We start from the raw sequence: 17,835 nt of genomic DNA on the forward strand, positions 1-17,835 counted from the left end.
CCCCCGACCTCGGCGGCACGGCCACCACCGTGGACCTGACCCACGCGATCCTCGAAGCACTCTGAGGGAGTCATGAGCGTTCCGCTGCCCAGCCCCGGCGACCGGCCGTTCACGTCTGCCGTACCGCTGTCAGCCGGCTCTGGTCGGCGGCGCTGCGCTCGACCGCGGCCAGCACGCGCTGGACCCGCAACCCGTCGTCGAACGACGGGGACGGCGCGGTGCCGGAGGCGATCGCCTGTACGAAGTCCTTCACCTCGTGGGTGAAGGTGTGCTCGTAGCCAAGGCCGTGACCCGGCGGCCACCACGCCCCCGCGTACGGGTGCCCCGGCTCGGTGACCAGCACCCGGCGGAACCCCGCCTCCTCGGCAGGCAGGGCGTGGTCGTGAAACCAGAGCTCGTTCATGGCCTCGAAGTCGAACGCCACGCTGGCGGCCGAGCCGTTGATCTCGATGCGCAGCGCGTTCTTACGCCCGGTGGCGAACCGGGTGGCCTCGAACGAGGCCAGCGCGCCACCGCTGAACCTGCCGATGAACAGCGCCGCGTCATCGACGTCCACCTCACCCGTCTCGGCACCGCCGCCGACGCCGGCCGACAGTCCGGCCGAGGTCTCGGCCAGCGGGCGCCGGGTGATGAAGGTCTCGGTCAGCGCCGAGACCTGCGTCAGGTGCTGACCGGTGATGAACTGCGCGGTGTCGATGATGTGCGCGCCGATGTCGCCCAGCGCCCCGGACCCGGCGAGTTCCTTTCGCAGCCGCCACACCAGCGGGAAGTCCGGATCGACGATCCAGTCCTGCAGGTACTGCGCCCGCACGTGCCGGATCTCGCCCAGCCGCCCCTCGGCCACCCAGCGGGCGGCGAGCGCGATCGCGGGCACCCGCCGGTAGTTGAACGCCACCATCGCGTAGACCCCGCGGGCCGCGGCCGCCCGTGCCGCGTCCGCCATGGCCTCGGCCTCGGCGACCGTGTTGGCCAGCGGCTTCTCGCACAGCACGTGCTTGCCGGCCTCCAGCGCGGCGATCGCGATCTGCGCGTGCGAATCACCGGGGGTGCAGATGTCGACCACGTCGACGTCCTCACGGGCGATCAGCTCGCGCCAGTCGGTCTCGACCGCCGCCCAGCCCATCTGCTCGGCCGCCCGCGCCGTACCCTCGGCCGAGCGGCCGCACAGCGCCGCCATCACCGGCCGGGCCGGCAGGTCGAAGAAGGCCGGCGCGCTACGCCAGGCCTGGGAGTGCACCCGGCCCATGAACGCGTAGCCGACCATGCCGATGCCCAGCCTCGGGCGTTCCCCCCCTGCCGTTCCCGACGTCGGCCCCGGTGTCGGCGTCGGTCCGGGCGCGGCCTCGTCCGCCTGAGCCATCAGGACTCGAATCCCAGCGGCAGGTAGGCGTCCACGTTCTCCTTGGTGATCGTCTCCGAGGCCAGGGTGATCGACTGGGGCACCTGGTTCTCCACCAGATCGCTCATCCCCTTGCCCTGAGCGATCAGGCGGGCCAGCTTGATCGCCGAGGAGGCCATTGTGGGGCTGTAGGTCACTGTCGCCTCCAGCACCCCCGTTCCCGCCTTGATGTCGCGCATCGCGTTGGCCGACCCGGCGCCACCGACCATGAAGAACTCGCTGCGCCCGGCCTCCTTGATCGCGGCCAGCACGCCGATGCCCTGGTCGTCGTCGTGGTTCCAGATCGCGTCGATCTTCTTGTGCGCCTGCATCAGGTTCGCCGCGACCTTGGTCCCCGACTCCACGGTGAACTGCGCGTCCTGCTTGGCCGTCACCGCGAACCCGTACGTCTTCAGCGCGTCCTCGAACCCCTTGCTGCGGTCCTGGGTCAGCGGCAGCGTCGCGATGCCCTGGATCTCCAGGATCACCGGGTCGGCCACCCCCTTGTCCTTGAGCTTCTTGCCGATGTAGTGGCCGGCCGCGACGCCCATGCCGTAGTTGTCGCCGCCGATCCAGGTACGGTACGACAGCTTGTCGGGGAAGACCCGGTCCAGGTTGATCACCGGGATGCCCGCGTCCGAGGCCTGCCGGGCGATCTGGTTGAGCTGCTGGCCGTCGTTCGGCAGGATCACCAGGGCGGCGACCTTCGCCGCGATCAGCGACTCCACCGCGGAGATCTGCGCGTTGATGTCGTTGGTCGGCTCGACCGGCTTGAACTCGATGTCGGAGTACTGCTTGGCCGTGGCCTCGGCGTTCTTGGCGATCGCGGCGATCCAGCCGTGATCGGCAGCGGGCGCCGAGAAGCCGATGACCACCTTGTCGCCGGGCGCCTCGTTACCGCCGGTCGCGGCCGCCGGCGCCGGCGCCGTGCTTGCCGCGCCGGCCGGTGCGGCCACCTCGTTGCCGGTGCACGCCGTCACCAGCGCACCCGCACCGATGACCGCACCGCCGAGCAGGAAACCCCTGCGAGCGACCTTCTCTGTCATGACCCTGCTCCTTCTTGGGGGGAAACTTGGGGGGAGGCGTGACGCGCCCCGCGGACCCCTGACCGGTCCGCGGGACGCGGGTCCAGGCCCTGTCTGGCGGATCTTGCCGCGGCGAGGACCGGCCGGCCTCTCGCGAGGCGGCGGAGGGAGCCGCGGCGTGCCGCGGTGACCGGCGGCAACGTGGCGAGACGCCGCCTGACCTCGGGGTGCGGAAGATCCACCAGACAGGGCCTAGGTCCGTGAGGTGAGGGCGCGCCGCTGGAGCAGCACGGCCACCACGATGATCAGGCCCTTGGCCACCAGCTGGTCGCTGGTGTTGAGCCCGTTGAGAATGAACAGGTTCGTGATCACAGTGAAGATCAGCAGACCCAGGATCGATCCGATGATCGACCCGCGTCCCCCGGTCAGCAGCGTGCCGCCGATGATGACCGCCGCGATCGCGTCCAGCTCGTACAGGTCTCCGTGCGTGGAGGAACCCGTCGTGGTCCTGGCCATGATCAGAACCGCCGCGATCCCGCAGCACAGCCCCGACAGCGCGTACAGCAACACGGTGTGGCGGCGCACGTCGATGCCCGCCAGCCGGGCCGCCTCGGGGTTGCCGCCCACCGCGTAGGTGCGCCGGCCGAACGTGGTCCGGTTCAGCACCACCCACCCGGCCAGCACCACCAGCGCGAAGATGTAGACCAGCACCGGGATGCCCAGCACCCTGGTCGTCGACAGCTCCACGATCATCTCGTTGCCCTGCTGCACCAACTGGGTGCGCCGGTCGGACATCCGCTGTGCCAGCCCCCTGGCGGCCACCAGCATCGCCAGCGTCGCGATGAACGGCACCATCCGCCCGTAGGAGATCAGCAGCCCGTTGACCAGGCCCGCCCCGGTACCGACCAGCACCGCGCACACGATCATCACGAGCGGGCCGTAGGACTGGGTGGCCAGCGTGGTCGCCCACACCGACGCCAGTGCCATCACCGCGCCCACCGACAGGTCGATGCCCCCACCGATGATCACGAAGGTCATGCCGACCGTGATCACTCCGATGGTCGCGGCCAGCGACAGGATGCTCACCAGGTTGGAGGTGGTCGCGAAGGTGTCGGGCACCGTGACCAGGCCCACCACCGCCAGCAGTACCAGCGCGACCACCAGCCCGAGGTGGCGCGTCTCCCCGAGACGGGCCAGCGGGCTTACCACGACGGGTTTACGGACCGACGCCTCGACGCGCTCGTCCGAGGACGACTTCACCGGAGCCCCGCCAGGGTGTTCTCGAAGCGACGAGAGATGACGTTCATGAGGACCTGTCGGTTCCTTTCACCAGTCCCGGTGCTCCCGGTCGAGAGGGATGTCACAGGGCACTCCCTTCCATGATCATGTCGAGGACGGCGTGCTCGTCCAGCTCACCGGCATCGGCCTCACGGATGACCCTGCCCTCCCGCAGGACCAGCACCCGATCGGCCAGCCCCAGTACCTCGGGCACCTCGCTGGAGACCAGCAACACCCCGATCCCCTCATCGGCCAGCCGCCGCACCAGCGCGTACAGTTCCGCCCGAGCCCCCACGTCCACCCCCCGCGTCGGCTCGTCCAGCAGCAGCAGCTTGCGGTCGTTGAGCAGCCACCGCGCCAGCACCGCCTTCTGCTGGTTGCCGCCGGAAAGCGTCTTGACCGGCCGCTCGGGATCGGCCGGCCGGATGTCCAGGGCCCGCACCATCTCCCGCGCGTCCGCGGCCTCGCGGCGGCGGTCCATCCATCCCAGCCGCGAGTAGCGGCCCAGGCTGGCCAGGCTGATGTTGCGCGACACGCTCTGGTCCAGCAGCAGGGCCTGCGCCTTGCGCTCCTCGGGGGCCAGCCCCATCCCCAGGCGGACCGTGCCCGTCGTCCCGCCCCCGCGTACCGGCCGCCCCTCCAGGAGCACCTGCCCCGAGAACCTCCGCGCCCCGTACACCGCCTCGATGATCTCCGAGCGGCCCGAGCCGACCAGTCCGGCCAGCCCCACGATCTCTCCCGCCCGCACCGAGAACGACACGTCGGTGAAGACGCCGGGCACGGTGAGCTTTTCGACCCGCAGCACCTCGGCCCCCGCGACGCGTTCCGCGCGGCGCGGCGGGAAGACGTACTCGACCTCGCGGCCGGTCATCAACGCCACCACCCGCGAGGTCGGAGTCTGCTTGGCCGGCAGCCCCACCGCGACCGTGCGACCGTCCTTGAGCACCGTCACCCGGTCCCCGATCTCGCGGATCTCCTCCAGCCGGTGCGAGATGTAGACCACCGCGACCCCCTGAGCGGTCAGCTCCCGGATGATCCGGAACAGGTTGCCCACCTCGTCATGGGCCAGCGCCGCCGACGGCTCGTCCATGATGATCAGCCGGGTGTCGTGCGACAGCGCCCGCGCCATGCTCACCACCTGCTTGGCCGCCGGCGACAGCCGTCCCACCTCCGTCGACGGATGGATCTCACCGTGCCCCAGCCGGGCCAGCAGCTCCCGCGTCGCCCGCGCCGCCCTTCCCCGTCCGACGAACCCCAGCCGGGCCGGCTCGTGTCCGAGGAAGACGTTCTCCGCCACACTCAGCCCGTCCACCAGATCGAGCTCCTGGTAGATCGTGGAGATGCCGAGCCTGATCGCGGCGATCGGGCTCGACAGCCGCACGTCCGCACCGTTCAACGTGATCGTGCCCTCATCGGGCTGATGAGCGCCCGCCAGGGTCTTGATCAGGGTGGACTTTCCGGCACCGTTCTGGCCGAGCAGGCAGTGCACCTCACCGGGCAGCACCTCCAGGTCGACACCGTCCAGGGCACGCACGCCGGGGAACTGCTTGACGATCCCCCGCATGCGCAGCAGGGGGGTGGCTTCGGACATGGGGCCTCACTGGTTCGTCGTCGGGCCGAGAGGACGTGGTCGCCGCAGGCCCCACCCGCTCCGCCAGGTGCGGCTCGATGAGCCGGTCGGGCTCGGCGCGCGAGCGCGCCCCGCACGCGGCGACCGTGGTGGCGCGTGCTCTCCGGCCGAACGGTGACCCGACTCACAGCACCTCCTCGCCCGGAGTGGGATGTGCAGAAGCTAACCCCCTTTGGCTGGGTTTGTGAAGAGCTTTTAACTAACAGTCCGTCGACTTTTGCAGGAATCAGCAAAAGTCCTGGCCCTGCCCCCGGTGCGGACAGCAGAAGGGGCGCCCCCGGCGTGGGAGCGCCCCTTGAGTCTCAGGACCGCCGGAACGCGGCCCGCGGCGTCAGAGCATGGCCTTCATGGAGGCGGTCGCCTGCCGGCCGAGGGTGGTCGGGGTCAGGTACGGCTGCTCGGCGAGGATCGCCTGCCAGTTGTCGCGGATGTCCTCCACCGTGTGGTCGTCCTGCCGCCAGCCGGGCCCCTCGGCCACGAACACCCGGGCGATCCGGCCACCGCCGACGCTGAAGACCTCGCCGCTGGTCTCACAGGCCTCGTGCGCCAGGAAGGTCACCAGGGCGCTGACCCGCTCCGCGGTGAACTTGGCCTCGAACTCGGCGGGGAGGAGTTCCTCGGTCATCCGGGTCCAGGCGATCGGCGCGATCGCGTTGGCCTTGATCCCGGCCCTGGCCCCCTCGATGCCGAGCGTCTTGGTGAGGCCGACCAGGCCCATCTTGGCCGTGGAGTAGTTGGCCTGGCCGAAGTTGCCGAACAGCCCGGCGGGCGAGGAGGTGTTGACGATCCGGCCGTACCCCTGCTCCTTGAGGTACGGGAACGCCTCCCGGCTGACCAGGAACGAGCCGCGGACGTGGACGGCGAGAACCTGGTCGAACTCCTCGACGCTCATCTTGCCGAAGGACTTGTCCCGCAGGATGCCGGCGTTGTTGACGACGATGTCCAGCCGCCCGAAGGCGTCGATCGCGGTCTGGACGATCGCCCTGGCCCCCTCGGGGGTCGCGACGTTGTCGGTGCTGGCGGCCGCCTCACCGCCGTTCTTCCTGATCAGCTCGACCACCTCGGCGGCGGGTCCGGTGGAGGCCCCCGTTCCGTCCAACGCCCCGCCCAGGTCATTGACGACCACCTTGGCACCGCGCTCGGCGAGCGACAGCGCGTGCGAACGGCCGAGACCGTGTCCGGCACCGGTGATGACCGCGACCCTGCCGTCAAACCGCAGCTCTGACATCCGCAACCCTCCTACGAGAACATAATTCTGGTCTCTTGAACAATAGCTTGCTTGGCCCCGGCGGTGCCATCACGGATGCCCCGGCCCCCCGGCGCGACCGGCGGCACTCCCGGAAGTGACCGAACACCTTCCGGATAAAGGCGCCAAAACCCCCCAGAGCGGTAACCAAAAAATAGGAGATCATTGCGCATAGTAAGCGAGCGTGTTAATTTCTGCTAAAGTTTCTGCCCCATACGGGCGAGGGTCAATGATGACACCCCTCATTTTCCCAACAGGGCCCCGCCCAACAATTCGGGCTGGAGGCCCATATGTCCTTATCGCCGCCCCTGCGCGTGGTCCAATGGGCCACCGGCGCAGTCGGCAGATACTCCCTGCGCAGCGTCATCACCCGGCCAGAGTTCGAACTGGTCGGGGTGCTGGTCTACGACCCGGACAAGGTGGGACGGGACGCGGGGCTCCTCGTGGGACTCCCCGAGGCCGGCGTCCTCTGCACCGACGACGTCGAGGAGATTCTCGCCCTGGAGGCCGACTGCGTGCTGCACATGCCGCTGCCGACCTTCTACTTCGGCGGGGGTCATCCGAACGACGTGGAGACCATCTGCGCGCTGCTCGCCAGCGGCAAGAACGTCATCACCACCACCGGGTTCGTCTACCCCAAGTGCTACGGCCCGGCGGTGGTGGACCGCCTGGAGGCCGCCTGCCGGGCGGGAGGGACGTCCCTGCACGGCACCGGCGTCAACCCCGGTTTCATGAGCGACATGCTGCCGCTCACGCTGACCGGCCTGTCCAGCAGGGTCGACCACATCTACGTCCGGGAGTCGTCCGACTTCCGGGGGCACCCCTCCCGGCAGATCGTGGTGGATCTGTTCGGCTTCACCCGCTCGGCCAAGGACTACACCGCCGGGGTGCGTCCCTTCCGCGCCTTCCAGCGCTCGCTGTTCGCCGAGAGCGTCCAGTTCGTCGCCGACAACCTCGGCGTGACCCTCGACGAGGTCGAGGAGAGCGACGAGTTCGAGCTCGCCTCAGAGGAGTTCGAGATCGCCGCGGGACTGGTCAGGGCGGGCACCGTGTGCGCCTCCCGCTGGATGTTCAGCGGGCTTGTCCGCGGCCGCCCCCTGATGACCGTGGAATGCGTCTACAAGGCCGACGCCACCCGGGTGGCACGCTGGGCCGACCCCGGCTTCAGCGTCCACATCGAGGGCATGCCCCAGCTGATGCTCACCGTCAGCGAGATCTCCCACGGGCTGGCCGGCGCCGCCGCCCATGCCGTGAACTCCGTGGCCGCCCTCTGCGCCGCCCCACCGGGCATCCGTACCGCCCTGGATCTCCCCCTGACCACCGGCCGGGGCACCGTCCGCCTCGCCTGAGAAAGCCCCGAGGAAGCCCCGAGGAAGCACTGCCAGGCATCACGCGGGCGAGCCCCGTGGCAGGCCGGCCGTACGGCGACCGGGGCACGCGAAGCCGCCGATTAGAGATATCCGGTATTTAACACTTTTGCCGAAATAAGGAGACTCTCCGCTCGGGCCCGCGCACCGATCACCCGCCGTACACCCACGCCTCCGCGTCGCGTTCACCCGTCCGGAAATCGGCCATGGAATTCATCGGGGCACCGAAGGTCGGAGCCCACGGAAGGGAACGCTCCATCACGGGACATCCCCTTGCCCGACCAAACGGAAATTCCCCTCAACAATCAGGAGTGAGGGGTGAAACGCCCAAAACGGCCCTGGTGGTACAGGAGCGGGCGACCGCCGGGTTCGAGGCTCGTCTCGGTGACGAGTCCGACGACCAGGATGTGATCACCGATGTCGACGGTGGAGTGGGGGGCACAGACCAAGTGAGCCGAGACACCGTCCAGCAGCGGGGCACCCAGGTGCCCCGGGGCCCAGGAGGTGGGTGCGGCGAAGCGGTCGACGCCCTTCCTCGCGAAGCGCGCGGCCAGCTCGGCCTGATCGCTGGCCAGGACGTTCACCGCGAAGTGATCGGCCTGCCGGAGCCAGGGCCAGGTGCTCGACGACTGGTCCACGTAGAAGGAGACCAGCGGGGGCGCAAGGCTGACGGATGCGAATGAGGTGGCCGTGAGACCGACCGGTACGCCCTCGAACTGCGCCGTGACGACGACGACCCCGGCCGCGTGAACGGCCAGCGCCTGCCGGAACCGCTCCGCGTCGACCGCTCGGCCGGACAGGGTCTCGGTCATGACACCTCTCCCAGGGACGGGTGGGGTACCGCCAAGATGCTCCACTTGGTCACTTTTCCCCCTTCGAGGAACAAAAGACACTTCTCAGAACCCATTAATGTCGCCATCTCTTCCCGGCGTCACGCGGGAGTCCGCTGCCCGAGCGCCGCCGCCACCTGCGGGCCGACCCGGTCGGCCCAGGGGCCGAGGACCGCGTCGAGGTCGGCGAGCTGCGACTCCAACAGCGCGAGGCCCGGCGTGGGAACGACGGCGCCCAGCTCCACCAGCAGCGGCCGGAAGTGGACCTCCACCGCCAGGGAGTGCCTGGCGTCCCCCATCACCAGCAGCGGGAGCGCGACGGCCGAGGCGAGGGCGCCACCCGGCAGCCGGTCGAGGAACGCCTTGAGCAGGCCGGTGTAGGTGGCCTTGTAGGTCGGGCTCGCCACCACCAGCACATCGGCACTCGTGAGGAGCTCCAGCGCGGCCTTCAACTCCGGCGCCGTCTCCGGGGCGAACAGCAGCGGAGCCAGGACCGCCAGATCGACGACCTCGGGAGCCTCCTGATCCCCGATCCGCCGGGCCACCGCCTCCGCCGCCGAGATGGCCACTCCGTGAGTGCGCGACCCGGGTCGCGGGTTTCCCACCACGGTCACGATGCTCATGAGGCCACCGGTGCTTTCTGGTCGAAACGGGTCAGATAGCAGCTCATACCGGACAAGCTACGCACCACTCCGGACTAAGTCAATATTTCCTACTGGTTTTGCATGAAACTCTCCAGGAGGTCCGGCACCGCCGACCTCCTCAACCGAACCATGTTCTGTTCGGGATCCCGTACCGTCATACCATGAAGCTGGAAAAGGAGATCTCCGGCGACGGCCGCTTCGTCAGGCAGCAGAACCGGTTCACGACACGGATCGAGGCGGGCGGCGAGCATCCGCCGGAGCCCGGCCGCTACCAGATCTACGCCTCCTACGCCTGCCCGTGGGCGCACCGCTCGCTCATCGTCCGCGAGTTGCTGGGCCTGCGGGAGGTGGTCGGGGTGACGATCGTCGATCCGATCAGGGACGAGAAGGGCTGGCGGATACCCGGAGGTGATCCGGTGACGGGAGTGGAGTACCTCTCCGAGCTCTACCTGGCGACCGATCCCGGCTACCAGGGCCGCTACACGGTGCCCTGCGTCTGGGACATCGCCGCCGAGCGCCTGGTCACCAACGACTACCCGCAGATCACCCTCACCCTGGAGACGGCCTTCGCGCCGTGGCACGCCGAGGGCGCACCCGACCTCTACCCCGAGGAACTGCGCGAGGAGATCGACGCGCTGAACGAAGTGATCTTCCACGGCCTCAACAACGGCGTCTACCGGGCCGGGTTCGCCCGCTCCCAGGAGGCGTACGACGAGGCGGTCACCGGCGTGTTCGCCACGCTCGACCTGCTGGAGGAGCGCCTGACCGGCCGGCGCCGCCTGCACGGCGACGCGCTCACCGAGAGCGACGTGCGGCTCTACCCCACGCTCGCCAGGTTCGACGCGGTCTACAACTCGCACTTCAAATGCTCGGTGCGACGGCTCGTCGACTACCCGGCCCTGTGGGCCTACGCCCGCGAGCTGTACGCCATTCCCGCGTTCCGCGACACGACCGACTTCGACCAGATCAAACGGCACTACTTCGTGACGCAGACGAACGTCAACCCGAGCGGGATCGTGCCCCGGGGGCCGGAGATCGACTGGACCGCTCCCTGACACGGCCCCCGGAGGCTCTGAAAGTTTCATCGGGCAAATCGGTCATTCACCCGGTCAGCGGGCGGCCCCGGAGGGGGGTCGATTGACTGTGGGCGAAACGCGCTGGAAACATCGGCACATCCTCATGGTGGGAGCGCTCCCATAAAGACGCTCCCGCCCAACGCTCCCACCGCGAGGCGCATCCCCCGCGTAAAGGACCCCCCGTGATCAGACCACCTGCCTGGCTCGCTCTCGCCACGGCCGCCGCCTTGGTGACCCTGACCCCACTGCCCGCCGCCGCGGACGGCCCCGAACAGATCGTCAACGGCACCTTCGACACCGGCACCGCCCCCTGGTGGAGTACCGGCAACACCGCGCTGGAGATCGAGGACGGACGGCTCTGCGCAGACATCCCCGGTGGCACCGCCAACCCGTGGGACGTCATCGTCGGCCAGAACGACATCCCCCTGGTCAAGGACGAGACGTACGAGTTCTCCTTCTTCGGCGTCGCGACGCCCGGCCGCGTCGCCAGGGCCCTCGTCCAGCTCCCGGTCGACCCCTACACCCAGTACCTGTCGGCCAACCCCGAGCTGAGCGTGTCGGGCAACGACTACCGCTACACCTTCACCTCACCGGTGGACCTGCCAGGCGCGCAGGTGGCGTTCCAGCTCGGGGGCAGCGCCACCCCGTGGAGGTTCTGCGTGGACAACGTCTCCCTGAAAGGCGGAGCCGAACCCGACGTCTACCGGCCGGACACCGGACCCCGCGTCCGGGTGAACATGGTCGGCTACCTGCCCGCCGGGCCGAAGAGGGCCACGCTCGTCACCGAGGAGACGGAGCCGGTGGGCTGGAAGCTCCGGCGCGGCGGGCAGGTCGTCGCCCAGGGCGACACCGTCCCGCGCGGCGTCGACGGAAGCTCCGGCCAGAACACGCACTCGATCGACTTCGGCTCGACCACCACCCCCGGCACCGGCTACACGCTGGAGGCCGACGGCGAGACCAGCCGCCCGTTCGACATCGGCGCCGACGTCTACGACGAGCTCAGGGGTGACGCGCTGAAGTTCTACTACACCCAGCGCAGCGGCATCCCGATCCTCGACACCCTCCGCCCCGGCTACGGCAGGCCCGCCGGGCACGCGGGCGTGGCCCCCAACCAGGGGGACGTCGAGGTGCCCTGCCAGCCGGGCGTCTGCGACTACACGCTGAACGTCAAGGGGGGCTGGTACGACGCGGGCGACCACGGCAAGTACGTCGTCAACGGCGGTATCTCCGTCCACCAGCTGATGTCCGCCTTCGAGCGCGCCAAGGCCGACGGCATCCACTCCGACGGTGATCTCAACATCCCCGAGAGCGGCAACGGGGTCCCCGACATCCTCGACGAGGCCCGCTGGGAGCAGGAGTTCCTGCTCAGCATGCAGGTCCCGGACGGCAGGCCACATGCGGGGATGGTCCACCACAAGATCCACGACGCCGCGTGGACGGGCCTGCCGCTCCTGCCCCACCTCGACGCGCAGCGGCGCGAGCTGCACCCGGTCTCCACCGCCGCCACCCTCAACCTGGCCGCCACCGCGGCCCAGGCGGCCCGGCTCTTCGCCCCGTACGACGCCGCGTTCGCCGCGCGCAACCTCGCCGCCGCCAGGAAGGCCTGGGCCGCGGCCAAGGCCGACCCCGCACGGTACGCCGACCCCTCCGACGGGGTGGGCGGCGGCACCTACGACGACAACAACGTGACCGACGAGTTCTACTGGGCCGCCGCCGAGCTCTATCTCACCACCGCCGAGAAGGAGTTCAAGGACTACGTGCTCGCCTCGCCGCACCACACCGGCGACATCTGGCGCGAGCGCGGCTTCGACTGGGGCAACACCGCCCAGCTCGGCCGCCTGCAGCTGGCCGCGGTGCCCAACGCGCTCCCCGACCGGGCACGGGTGCGCCAATCGGTGCTGGAGGGCGCCGACAGGTATCTCGCCGTCCAGAAGGCCCACCCCTACGGAGTCCCGTACAACCCGTCGACCTACGACTGGGGCTCCAACAACCTGGTGCTCAACAACATGGTCGTGATGGCCGTCGCCCATGACCTCAGCGGCGAGGCGAAGTATCGCGACGGGGTACTGGAGGGGCTGGACTACCTCTTCGGGCGCAACGCCCTCAACCAGTCGTACGTGACCGGCTACGGCGAGGTCGCCGCCAAGAACCAGCACAGCCGCTGGTACGCCCACCAGCTCGACCCGTCCCTGCCCAACCCGCCGCGCGGCACCCTGGCGGGCGGCCCGAACTCCAGCATCCAGGACCCGGTGGCCCAGGCCAAGCTCAGGGGTTGCGCGCCCCAGTTCTGCTACATCGACGACATCGAGTCGTGGTCCACCAACGAGCTGACCATCAACTGGAACTCCCCGCTCGCCTGGATCGCCTCCTACCTGGACACCCCCGCCGCCGCCGGGGTGTGCAAGGTGACCTACACCAACCACGGCCAGTGGCCCGAGGGGTTCAACACCCAGGTCACCGTCACCAACACCGGCAAGAAGGCCATCGACGGCTGGACCCTGAAGTGGTCCTTCCTCGGCGGCCAGACCGTCCGGCGGCACTGGAGCGCCGACATCTCCCAGGACGGCGCGACCGTGACCGCCAGGAACCTCAGCTGGAACAAGACCATCCGACCCGGTGACTCGGTCACCTTCGGCTTCATCGGCGCCGACGCCCCGGGCCCCAACCCCAAGCCGGAACGCCTGCTCCTCAACGGCACCCTCTGCGGATGATCGGCGCGGGGTGGCCGTCCAGTGGACGGCCACCCCGTCCTTCCCCGCATCGCCGCGCACGCCACCTAAACTGGGGCCGTGATCGAGGACATCTGGGTGGACCCCGCCGTCAGCGCGCTCAGGCCGGACTTCGCGGTGCTGGTGATAGGGGTGTACGGGCTGCGCAACGGGCCGACGGACGACAGGTCGCGGGCCTGGCTGGCGGAGGCGGCCGAGAAGGCGGTGGCGGTCGACGACGCGAGGGTCGAGGCGTGGCGGGAAACATACCGGGCATTCGGCGCCAAGCCCCAGCGGACCCGGCCCTCGGTGGACGCCCTGGTCAGACGGATGCCGCCGCCGGAGATCAACCGGGTGGTCGACGCCTACAACGCGATCAGCATCAGGCACGGCCTGCCGATCGGCGGAGAGGACCTGACCCGCTACGAGGGGACGGCAAGGCTGGTGCGCGCGGCCGGCGACGAGCCGTTCGAGGTCGTCGAGAGAGGCGAGCCGGCGATCGACCACCCGGAGATCGGCGAGGTCGTCTGGCGTGACGACAGGGGGGTCACCTGCCGCCGGTGGAACTGGCGGCAGTGCGTCCGCACCCGGATCACCGAGGAGACGACGGACGCGCTGTTCCTGCTGGAGCGACTCGCACCCCTGTCCATCGAGGAGTTGCGGGCCGCCGGAGACGAGCTGGCCGGCCTGCTCGAAGATGTTACCCCGGAGATACAGACAGAGTTCCGACTGGTCGGATTGGATTGACGAAGCCCGCCGGATCCGGCTGACCAGGGACTCAGCGGGCGAAACGGCTACCCAGGAGGTGACCGTTTTAAACAGTTCTGAGAGGATCGACAAGGAAGCTGTGGCCAGAGTGGCGCAGGTCCGGGCCGAGGCGAGTAGCCTTGGACAGGTTCTCTATCATCAACGCCGATCTGCGGAAGAGGGCGATTTCCGCCGTGTCGTCTGAGTCGTCGCGGACAAACCCGCTGGCAGCCTTTGGCCAGAACGAGTGGCTGGTCGACGAGCTGTACCAGAAATACCTCCAGGACCCCGAGTCGGTCGACCGGGCCTGGTGGAGCTTCTTTGCCGACTACAGCCCTGATGCAGGGGCCGGCAGAGTCGCTCCCCCGGGTGCGGCGACCGCCGCGTCCACTCCTCCGACACCCACCGCTTCCTCGACCCCGGCTGCCCCAGCCCGGGCCGCCGCGGCTCCGGCCGCCCCGGCCCCCGTGACGACGACCCCAGCGCCGGCGGCGGCCAAGGCCGCCCCGGCGGACCGATCCAAGCAGGAGACGCAGTTGCCCGCCGGTGCCGAGGAAGTTCGACTACGCGGCGCGGCCGCGAGGACTGCCGCCAACATGGAGGCCAGCCTTGTGGTCCCGACGGCGACCAGCGTGCGCGCGGTCCCGGCGAAGCTGCTGATCGACAACCGGATCGTGATCAACAACCACCTGTCGCGCGGTCGCGGCGGCAAGGTGTCGTTCACGCATCTCATCGGCTACGCGGTGATCAAGGCCCTCAAGGTCCTGCCGGAGATGAACCACTCCTACGCCGAGGTCGACGGCAAGCCGGCGCTGGTCAAGCCCGAGCACGTCAACCTGGGTCTGGCCATCGACGTCGCCAAGAGCGACGGCACCCGTCAGCTCCTGGTCCCGTCGATCAAGGCGACCGAGCAGATGGACTTCCGCCAGTTCTGGGTCGCCTACGAGGACGTGGTGCGCAAGGCCAGGGCGGGCAAGCTGGGGGTCGACGACTTCGCCGGCACCACGATCTCGCTGACCAACCCGGGCACCATCGGCACCGTGCACTCGGTGCCGCGCCTGATGCCGGGGCAGGGCACGATCATCGGCGTCGGCGCGATGGAGTACCCCGCGGAGTACCAGGGCGCCTCCCCCGACACGCTCTCCCGCCTCGCGGTGAGCAAGGTCATGACGATCACCAGCACCTACGACCACCGGATCATCCAGGGCGCCCAGTCCGGCGACTTCCTGCGGCAGGTCCACCGGCTGCTGCTGGGCGAGGACGGCTTCTACGACGAGATCTTCGAGGCCCTCCGGATCCCGTACGAGCCGATCCGCTGGGTCCAGGACATCTCCACCACGCACGACGACGACGTGGCGAAGTCCGCGCGTGTCATAGAGCTGATCCACGCCTTCCGGGTCCGCGGCCACCTGATGGCGGACACCGACCCGCTGGAGTACAAGCAGCGCAAGCACCCCGACCTCGACATCAAGTCGCACGGTCTGACCCTCTGGGACCTGGAGCGCGAGTTCGCCACCGGCGGCTTCGGCGGCCGGCCCCTGATGAAGCTGCGCGACATTCTCGGCGTGCTGCGTGACTCCTACTGCCGAACCATCGGCGTGGAGTACATGCACATGCAGAACCCCGAGGAGCGGGCCTGGATCCAGGCGCGCGTCGAGCGGCCGCACGCCAAGCCCGACCGCACCGAGCAGCTGCGTGTCCTGGAGCGGCTGAACACCGCCGAGGCGTTCGAGACGTTCCTGCAGACGAAGTTCGTGGGGCAGAAGCGCTTCTCGCTGGAGGGCGGCGAGTCGCTGATCCCGCTGCTCGACTCGGTGCTGAGCGCCGCGGCCGAGGAGCGGCTCGACGAGGCCGTGGTCGGCATGGCCCACCGCGGTCGCCTCAACGTGCTGGCCAACATCGTCGGCAAGTCGTACGGGCAGATCTTCGGCGAGTTCGAGGGCAACATCGACCCGCGCAGCGCCCACGGCTCCGGTGACGTGAAGTACCACCTGGGTGCCAGCGGCGACTTCGTCTCGCCCGACGGTTCCAAGCTCAGGACCTCGGTCGTGGCCAACCCCTCCCACCTGGAGACGGTCGACCCGGTCCTGGAGGGCGTGGTCCGCGCCAAGCAGGACCTCCTGGAGCGCGGCGAGGAGGGCTTCACCGTCCTGCCCGTGCTCGTCCACGGCGACGCGGCCTTCGCGGGCCAGGGCGTGGTGGCCGAGACCCTCAACCTGTCGCAGCTGCGCGGCTACCGCACCGGCGGCACCGTGCACATCGTGGTCAACAACCAGGTCGGCTTCACCACCAGCCCGGCCAGCTCGCGTTCCAGCGTGTACGCCACCGACGTGGCCCGGATGATCCAGGCCCCGATCTTCCATGTCAACGGCGACGACCCCGAGGCCGTGGTCCGGGTCGGCCGCCTGGCCTTCGAGTACCGCCAGGCGTTCCGCAAGGACGTCGTGATCGACCTGATCTGCTACCGGCGTCGCGGCCACAACGAGATGGACAACCCGGGCTTCACCCAGCCGCTGATGTACGACCTGATCGACGCCAAGCGCTCCACCCGCAAGCTCTACACCGAGGCGCTGATCGGCCGGGGCGACATCACGGTCGAGGAGGCCGAGGGCGCGCTCCGCGACTACCAGGCCAAGCTGGAGAACGCCTTCACCGAGACCCGCGCGGCGGCCAACGCGTCGACGGACGAGTTCTCCCGCCCGATCGACATGGAGACCATCCCCTGGTCCCACGAGGACGTCAAGACGGCCATCTCCGAGGAGACCGTCAAGCGGATCGTGGAGACCCAGCTCAACATGCCCGAGGGCTTCACCGTCCACCCGCGCCTGCTGCCGGTGCTGCAGCGTCGCGGGCAGATGGTCACCGAGGAGCGCATCGACTGGGGCATGGGCGAGACCCTGGCGTTCGGATCGCTGCTGATCGACGGTCACCCGGTCCGCCTCGTCGGCCAGGACTCCCGGCGCGGCACGTTCACCCAGCGGCACGCCGTGCTGGTCGACCGGGTCACGGGCGAGGAGCACACCCCGCTCAAGGCGTTCAACCAGGGCACCACGAAGTTCTACGTCTACGACTCCCTGCTGAGCGAGTACGCCGCGCTCGGCTTCGAGTACGGCTACAGCGTGGAGCGGCCCGAGGCCCTGGTCGCCTGGGAGGCGCAGTTCGGCGACTTCGTCAACGGCGCTCAGTCGATCATCGACGAGTACCTCACCTCGGGCGAGCAGAAGTGGGGCCAGCGCTCCGGCGTCACCCTGCTGCTGCCGCACGGCTACGAGGGACAGGGCCCCGACCACTCCTCGGCTCGCATCGAGCGCTTCCTGCAGATGTGCGCCCAGGACAACATGACCGTCGCGCAGCCCACGGTGCCGGCCAACTACTTCCACCTGTTGCGCTGGCAGACGCTGTCGAACCGGCACCGCCCGCTGGTGGTGTTCACGCCCAAGTCGCTGCTGCGGCACAAGGCGGCGATCTCGTCGGTCAGCGAGTTCACCTCGGGGTCGTTCCAGCCGGTGCTCGGCGACACCACCGTCGCCCCGGCCGGCGTCCGCAAGGTCGTGCTGGTCTCCGGCAAGCTCTACTACGACCTGGCGGCGGCCCGCGACAAGCAGGGCCGCAACGACGTGGCGATCGTCCGTCTTGAGCGGCTCTACCCGTTCCCCGGCAACCCGCTGGAGGTCGAGCTGAGCCGTTACTCCGCCGACGTCGAGCTGGTGTGGGCGCAGGACGAGCCGCTCAACATGGGTCCGTGGCCGTTCCTGGCGCTCAAGATGGCCGAGAACCCGGGCGCCTTCGGCGGCCGTGCGATCAAGCGGGTCTCCCGCAAGGCCAACTCCTCCCCGGCGACCGGCTCGCACTCGGCCCACGAGGCCGAGCTGCAGCAGATGCTGGGCGAGGTCTTCGTCTAGAAGA

The 17,835-nt window shown here is 69.4% G+C and carries 12 protein-coding genes; 5 read left to right on the top strand and 7 right to left on the bottom strand.

The features are described from left to right. Positions 1–109 precede the first annotated feature (109 nt). From ABT130_RS26145 to ABT130_RS26165, 5 genes are all read right to left on the bottom strand, one after another. Positions 110–1,360, bottom strand: a complete 1,251-nt coding sequence (locus ABT130_RS26145) for a Gfo/Idh/MocA family protein (RefSeq protein ID WP_350959525.1) — start codon at positions 1,358–1,360, stop codon at positions 110–112. Next, the gene (locus ABT130_RS26150) at positions 1,360–2,424 is read right to left on the bottom strand and encodes an ABC transporter substrate-binding protein (RefSeq protein WP_350959528.1); all 1,065 of its coding nucleotides are present in this window, start codon (positions 2,422–2,424) and stop codon (positions 1,360–1,362) included. Before ABT130_RS26150 ends, ABT130_RS26145 begins: the two co-directional genes overlap by 1 nt. 231 nt (positions 2,425–2,655) lie before the next feature. Continuing rightward, positions 2,656–3,663 carry an ABC transporter permease gene (locus ABT130_RS26155; RefSeq protein ID WP_350914341.1) on the bottom strand — a complete coding sequence of 336 codons (1,008 nt, stop codon included), beginning with the start codon at positions 3,661–3,663 and terminating at the stop codon, positions 2,656–2,658. 100 nt (positions 3,664–3,763) lie between these two features. Further along, positions 3,764–5,272, bottom strand: coding sequence for a sugar ABC transporter ATP-binding protein (locus ABT130_RS26160; protein WP_350959531.1), 1,509 nt, complete (start codon positions 5,270–5,272; stop codon positions 3,764–3,766). Positions 5,273–5,642: 370 nt separating this feature from the next. Further along, positions 5,643–6,539: an SDR family oxidoreductase gene (locus ABT130_RS26165; protein ID WP_350914337.1), complete on the bottom strand. Its 897-nt coding sequence runs from the start codon at positions 6,537–6,539 to the stop codon at positions 5,643–5,645. A 308-nt stretch (positions 6,540–6,847) separates the two neighbouring features. On the opposite strand from ABT130_RS26165, the gene ABT130_RS26170 reads away from it, so the two are divergent. Further along, the gene (locus ABT130_RS26170; protein ID WP_350959534.1) at positions 6,848–7,906 is read left to right on the top strand and encodes an NAD(P)H-dependent amine dehydrogenase family protein; all 1,059 of its coding nucleotides are present in this window, start codon (positions 6,848–6,850) and stop codon (positions 7,904–7,906) included. Positions 7,907–8,229: 323 nt separating this feature from the next. Here the strand turns inward: ABT130_RS26170 and ABT130_RS26175 are convergent, their stop codons facing one another. Continuing rightward, positions 8,230–8,736: a flavin reductase family protein gene (locus ABT130_RS26175; protein ID WP_350914333.1), complete on the bottom strand. Its 507-nt coding sequence runs from the start codon at positions 8,734–8,736 to the stop codon at positions 8,230–8,232. A gap of 119 nt (positions 8,737–8,855) precedes the next feature. Next, on the bottom strand, positions 8,856–9,377 hold the full coding sequence (locus ABT130_RS26180) for an NADPH-dependent FMN reductase (RefSeq protein ID WP_350959537.1): 522 nt from the start codon (positions 9,375–9,377) through the stop codon (positions 8,856–8,858). A 182-nt stretch (positions 9,378–9,559) separates the two neighbouring features. On the opposite strand from ABT130_RS26180, the gene ABT130_RS26185 reads away from it, so the two are divergent. The 4 genes from ABT130_RS26185 to ABT130_RS26200 all read left to right on the top strand — a co-directional run bounded on the left by ABT130_RS26185 (position 9,560) and on the right by ABT130_RS26200 (position 17,831). Further along, positions 9,560–10,453 carry a glutathione S-transferase family protein gene (locus ABT130_RS26185; RefSeq protein ID WP_350959540.1) on the top strand — a complete coding sequence of 298 codons (894 nt, stop codon included), beginning with the start codon at positions 9,560–9,562 and terminating at the stop codon, positions 10,451–10,453. A 203-nt stretch (positions 10,454–10,656) separates the two neighbouring features. Next, complete coding sequence (locus ABT130_RS26190) at positions 10,657–13,185, top strand: glycoside hydrolase family 9 protein (RefSeq protein WP_350914327.1); 2,529 nt, start codon at positions 10,657–10,659, stop codon at positions 13,183–13,185. 78 nt (positions 13,186–13,263) lie between these two features. Continuing rightward, a complete protein-coding gene (locus ABT130_RS26195) occupies positions 13,264–13,929 on the top strand; it encodes a B3/B4 domain-containing protein (RefSeq protein ID WP_350914325.1) in 666 nt (221 codons plus the stop codon). A 194-nt stretch (positions 13,930–14,123) separates the two neighbouring features. Beyond that, positions 14,124–17,831 carry a multifunctional oxoglutarate decarboxylase/oxoglutarate dehydrogenase thiamine pyrophosphate-binding subunit/dihydrolipoyllysine-residue succinyltransferase subunit gene (locus ABT130_RS26200; RefSeq protein WP_350959543.1) on the top strand — a complete coding sequence of 1,236 codons (3,708 nt, stop codon included), beginning with the start codon at positions 14,124–14,126 and terminating at the stop codon, positions 17,829–17,831. The last annotated feature ends 4 nt before the right edge of the window (positions 17,832–17,835 follow it).

This window comes from Streptosporangium sp. NPDC001681 (assembly GCF_040298085.1).
Taxonomy (GTDB): domain Bacteria; phylum Actinomycetota; class Actinomycetes; order Streptosporangiales; family Streptosporangiaceae; genus Streptosporangium.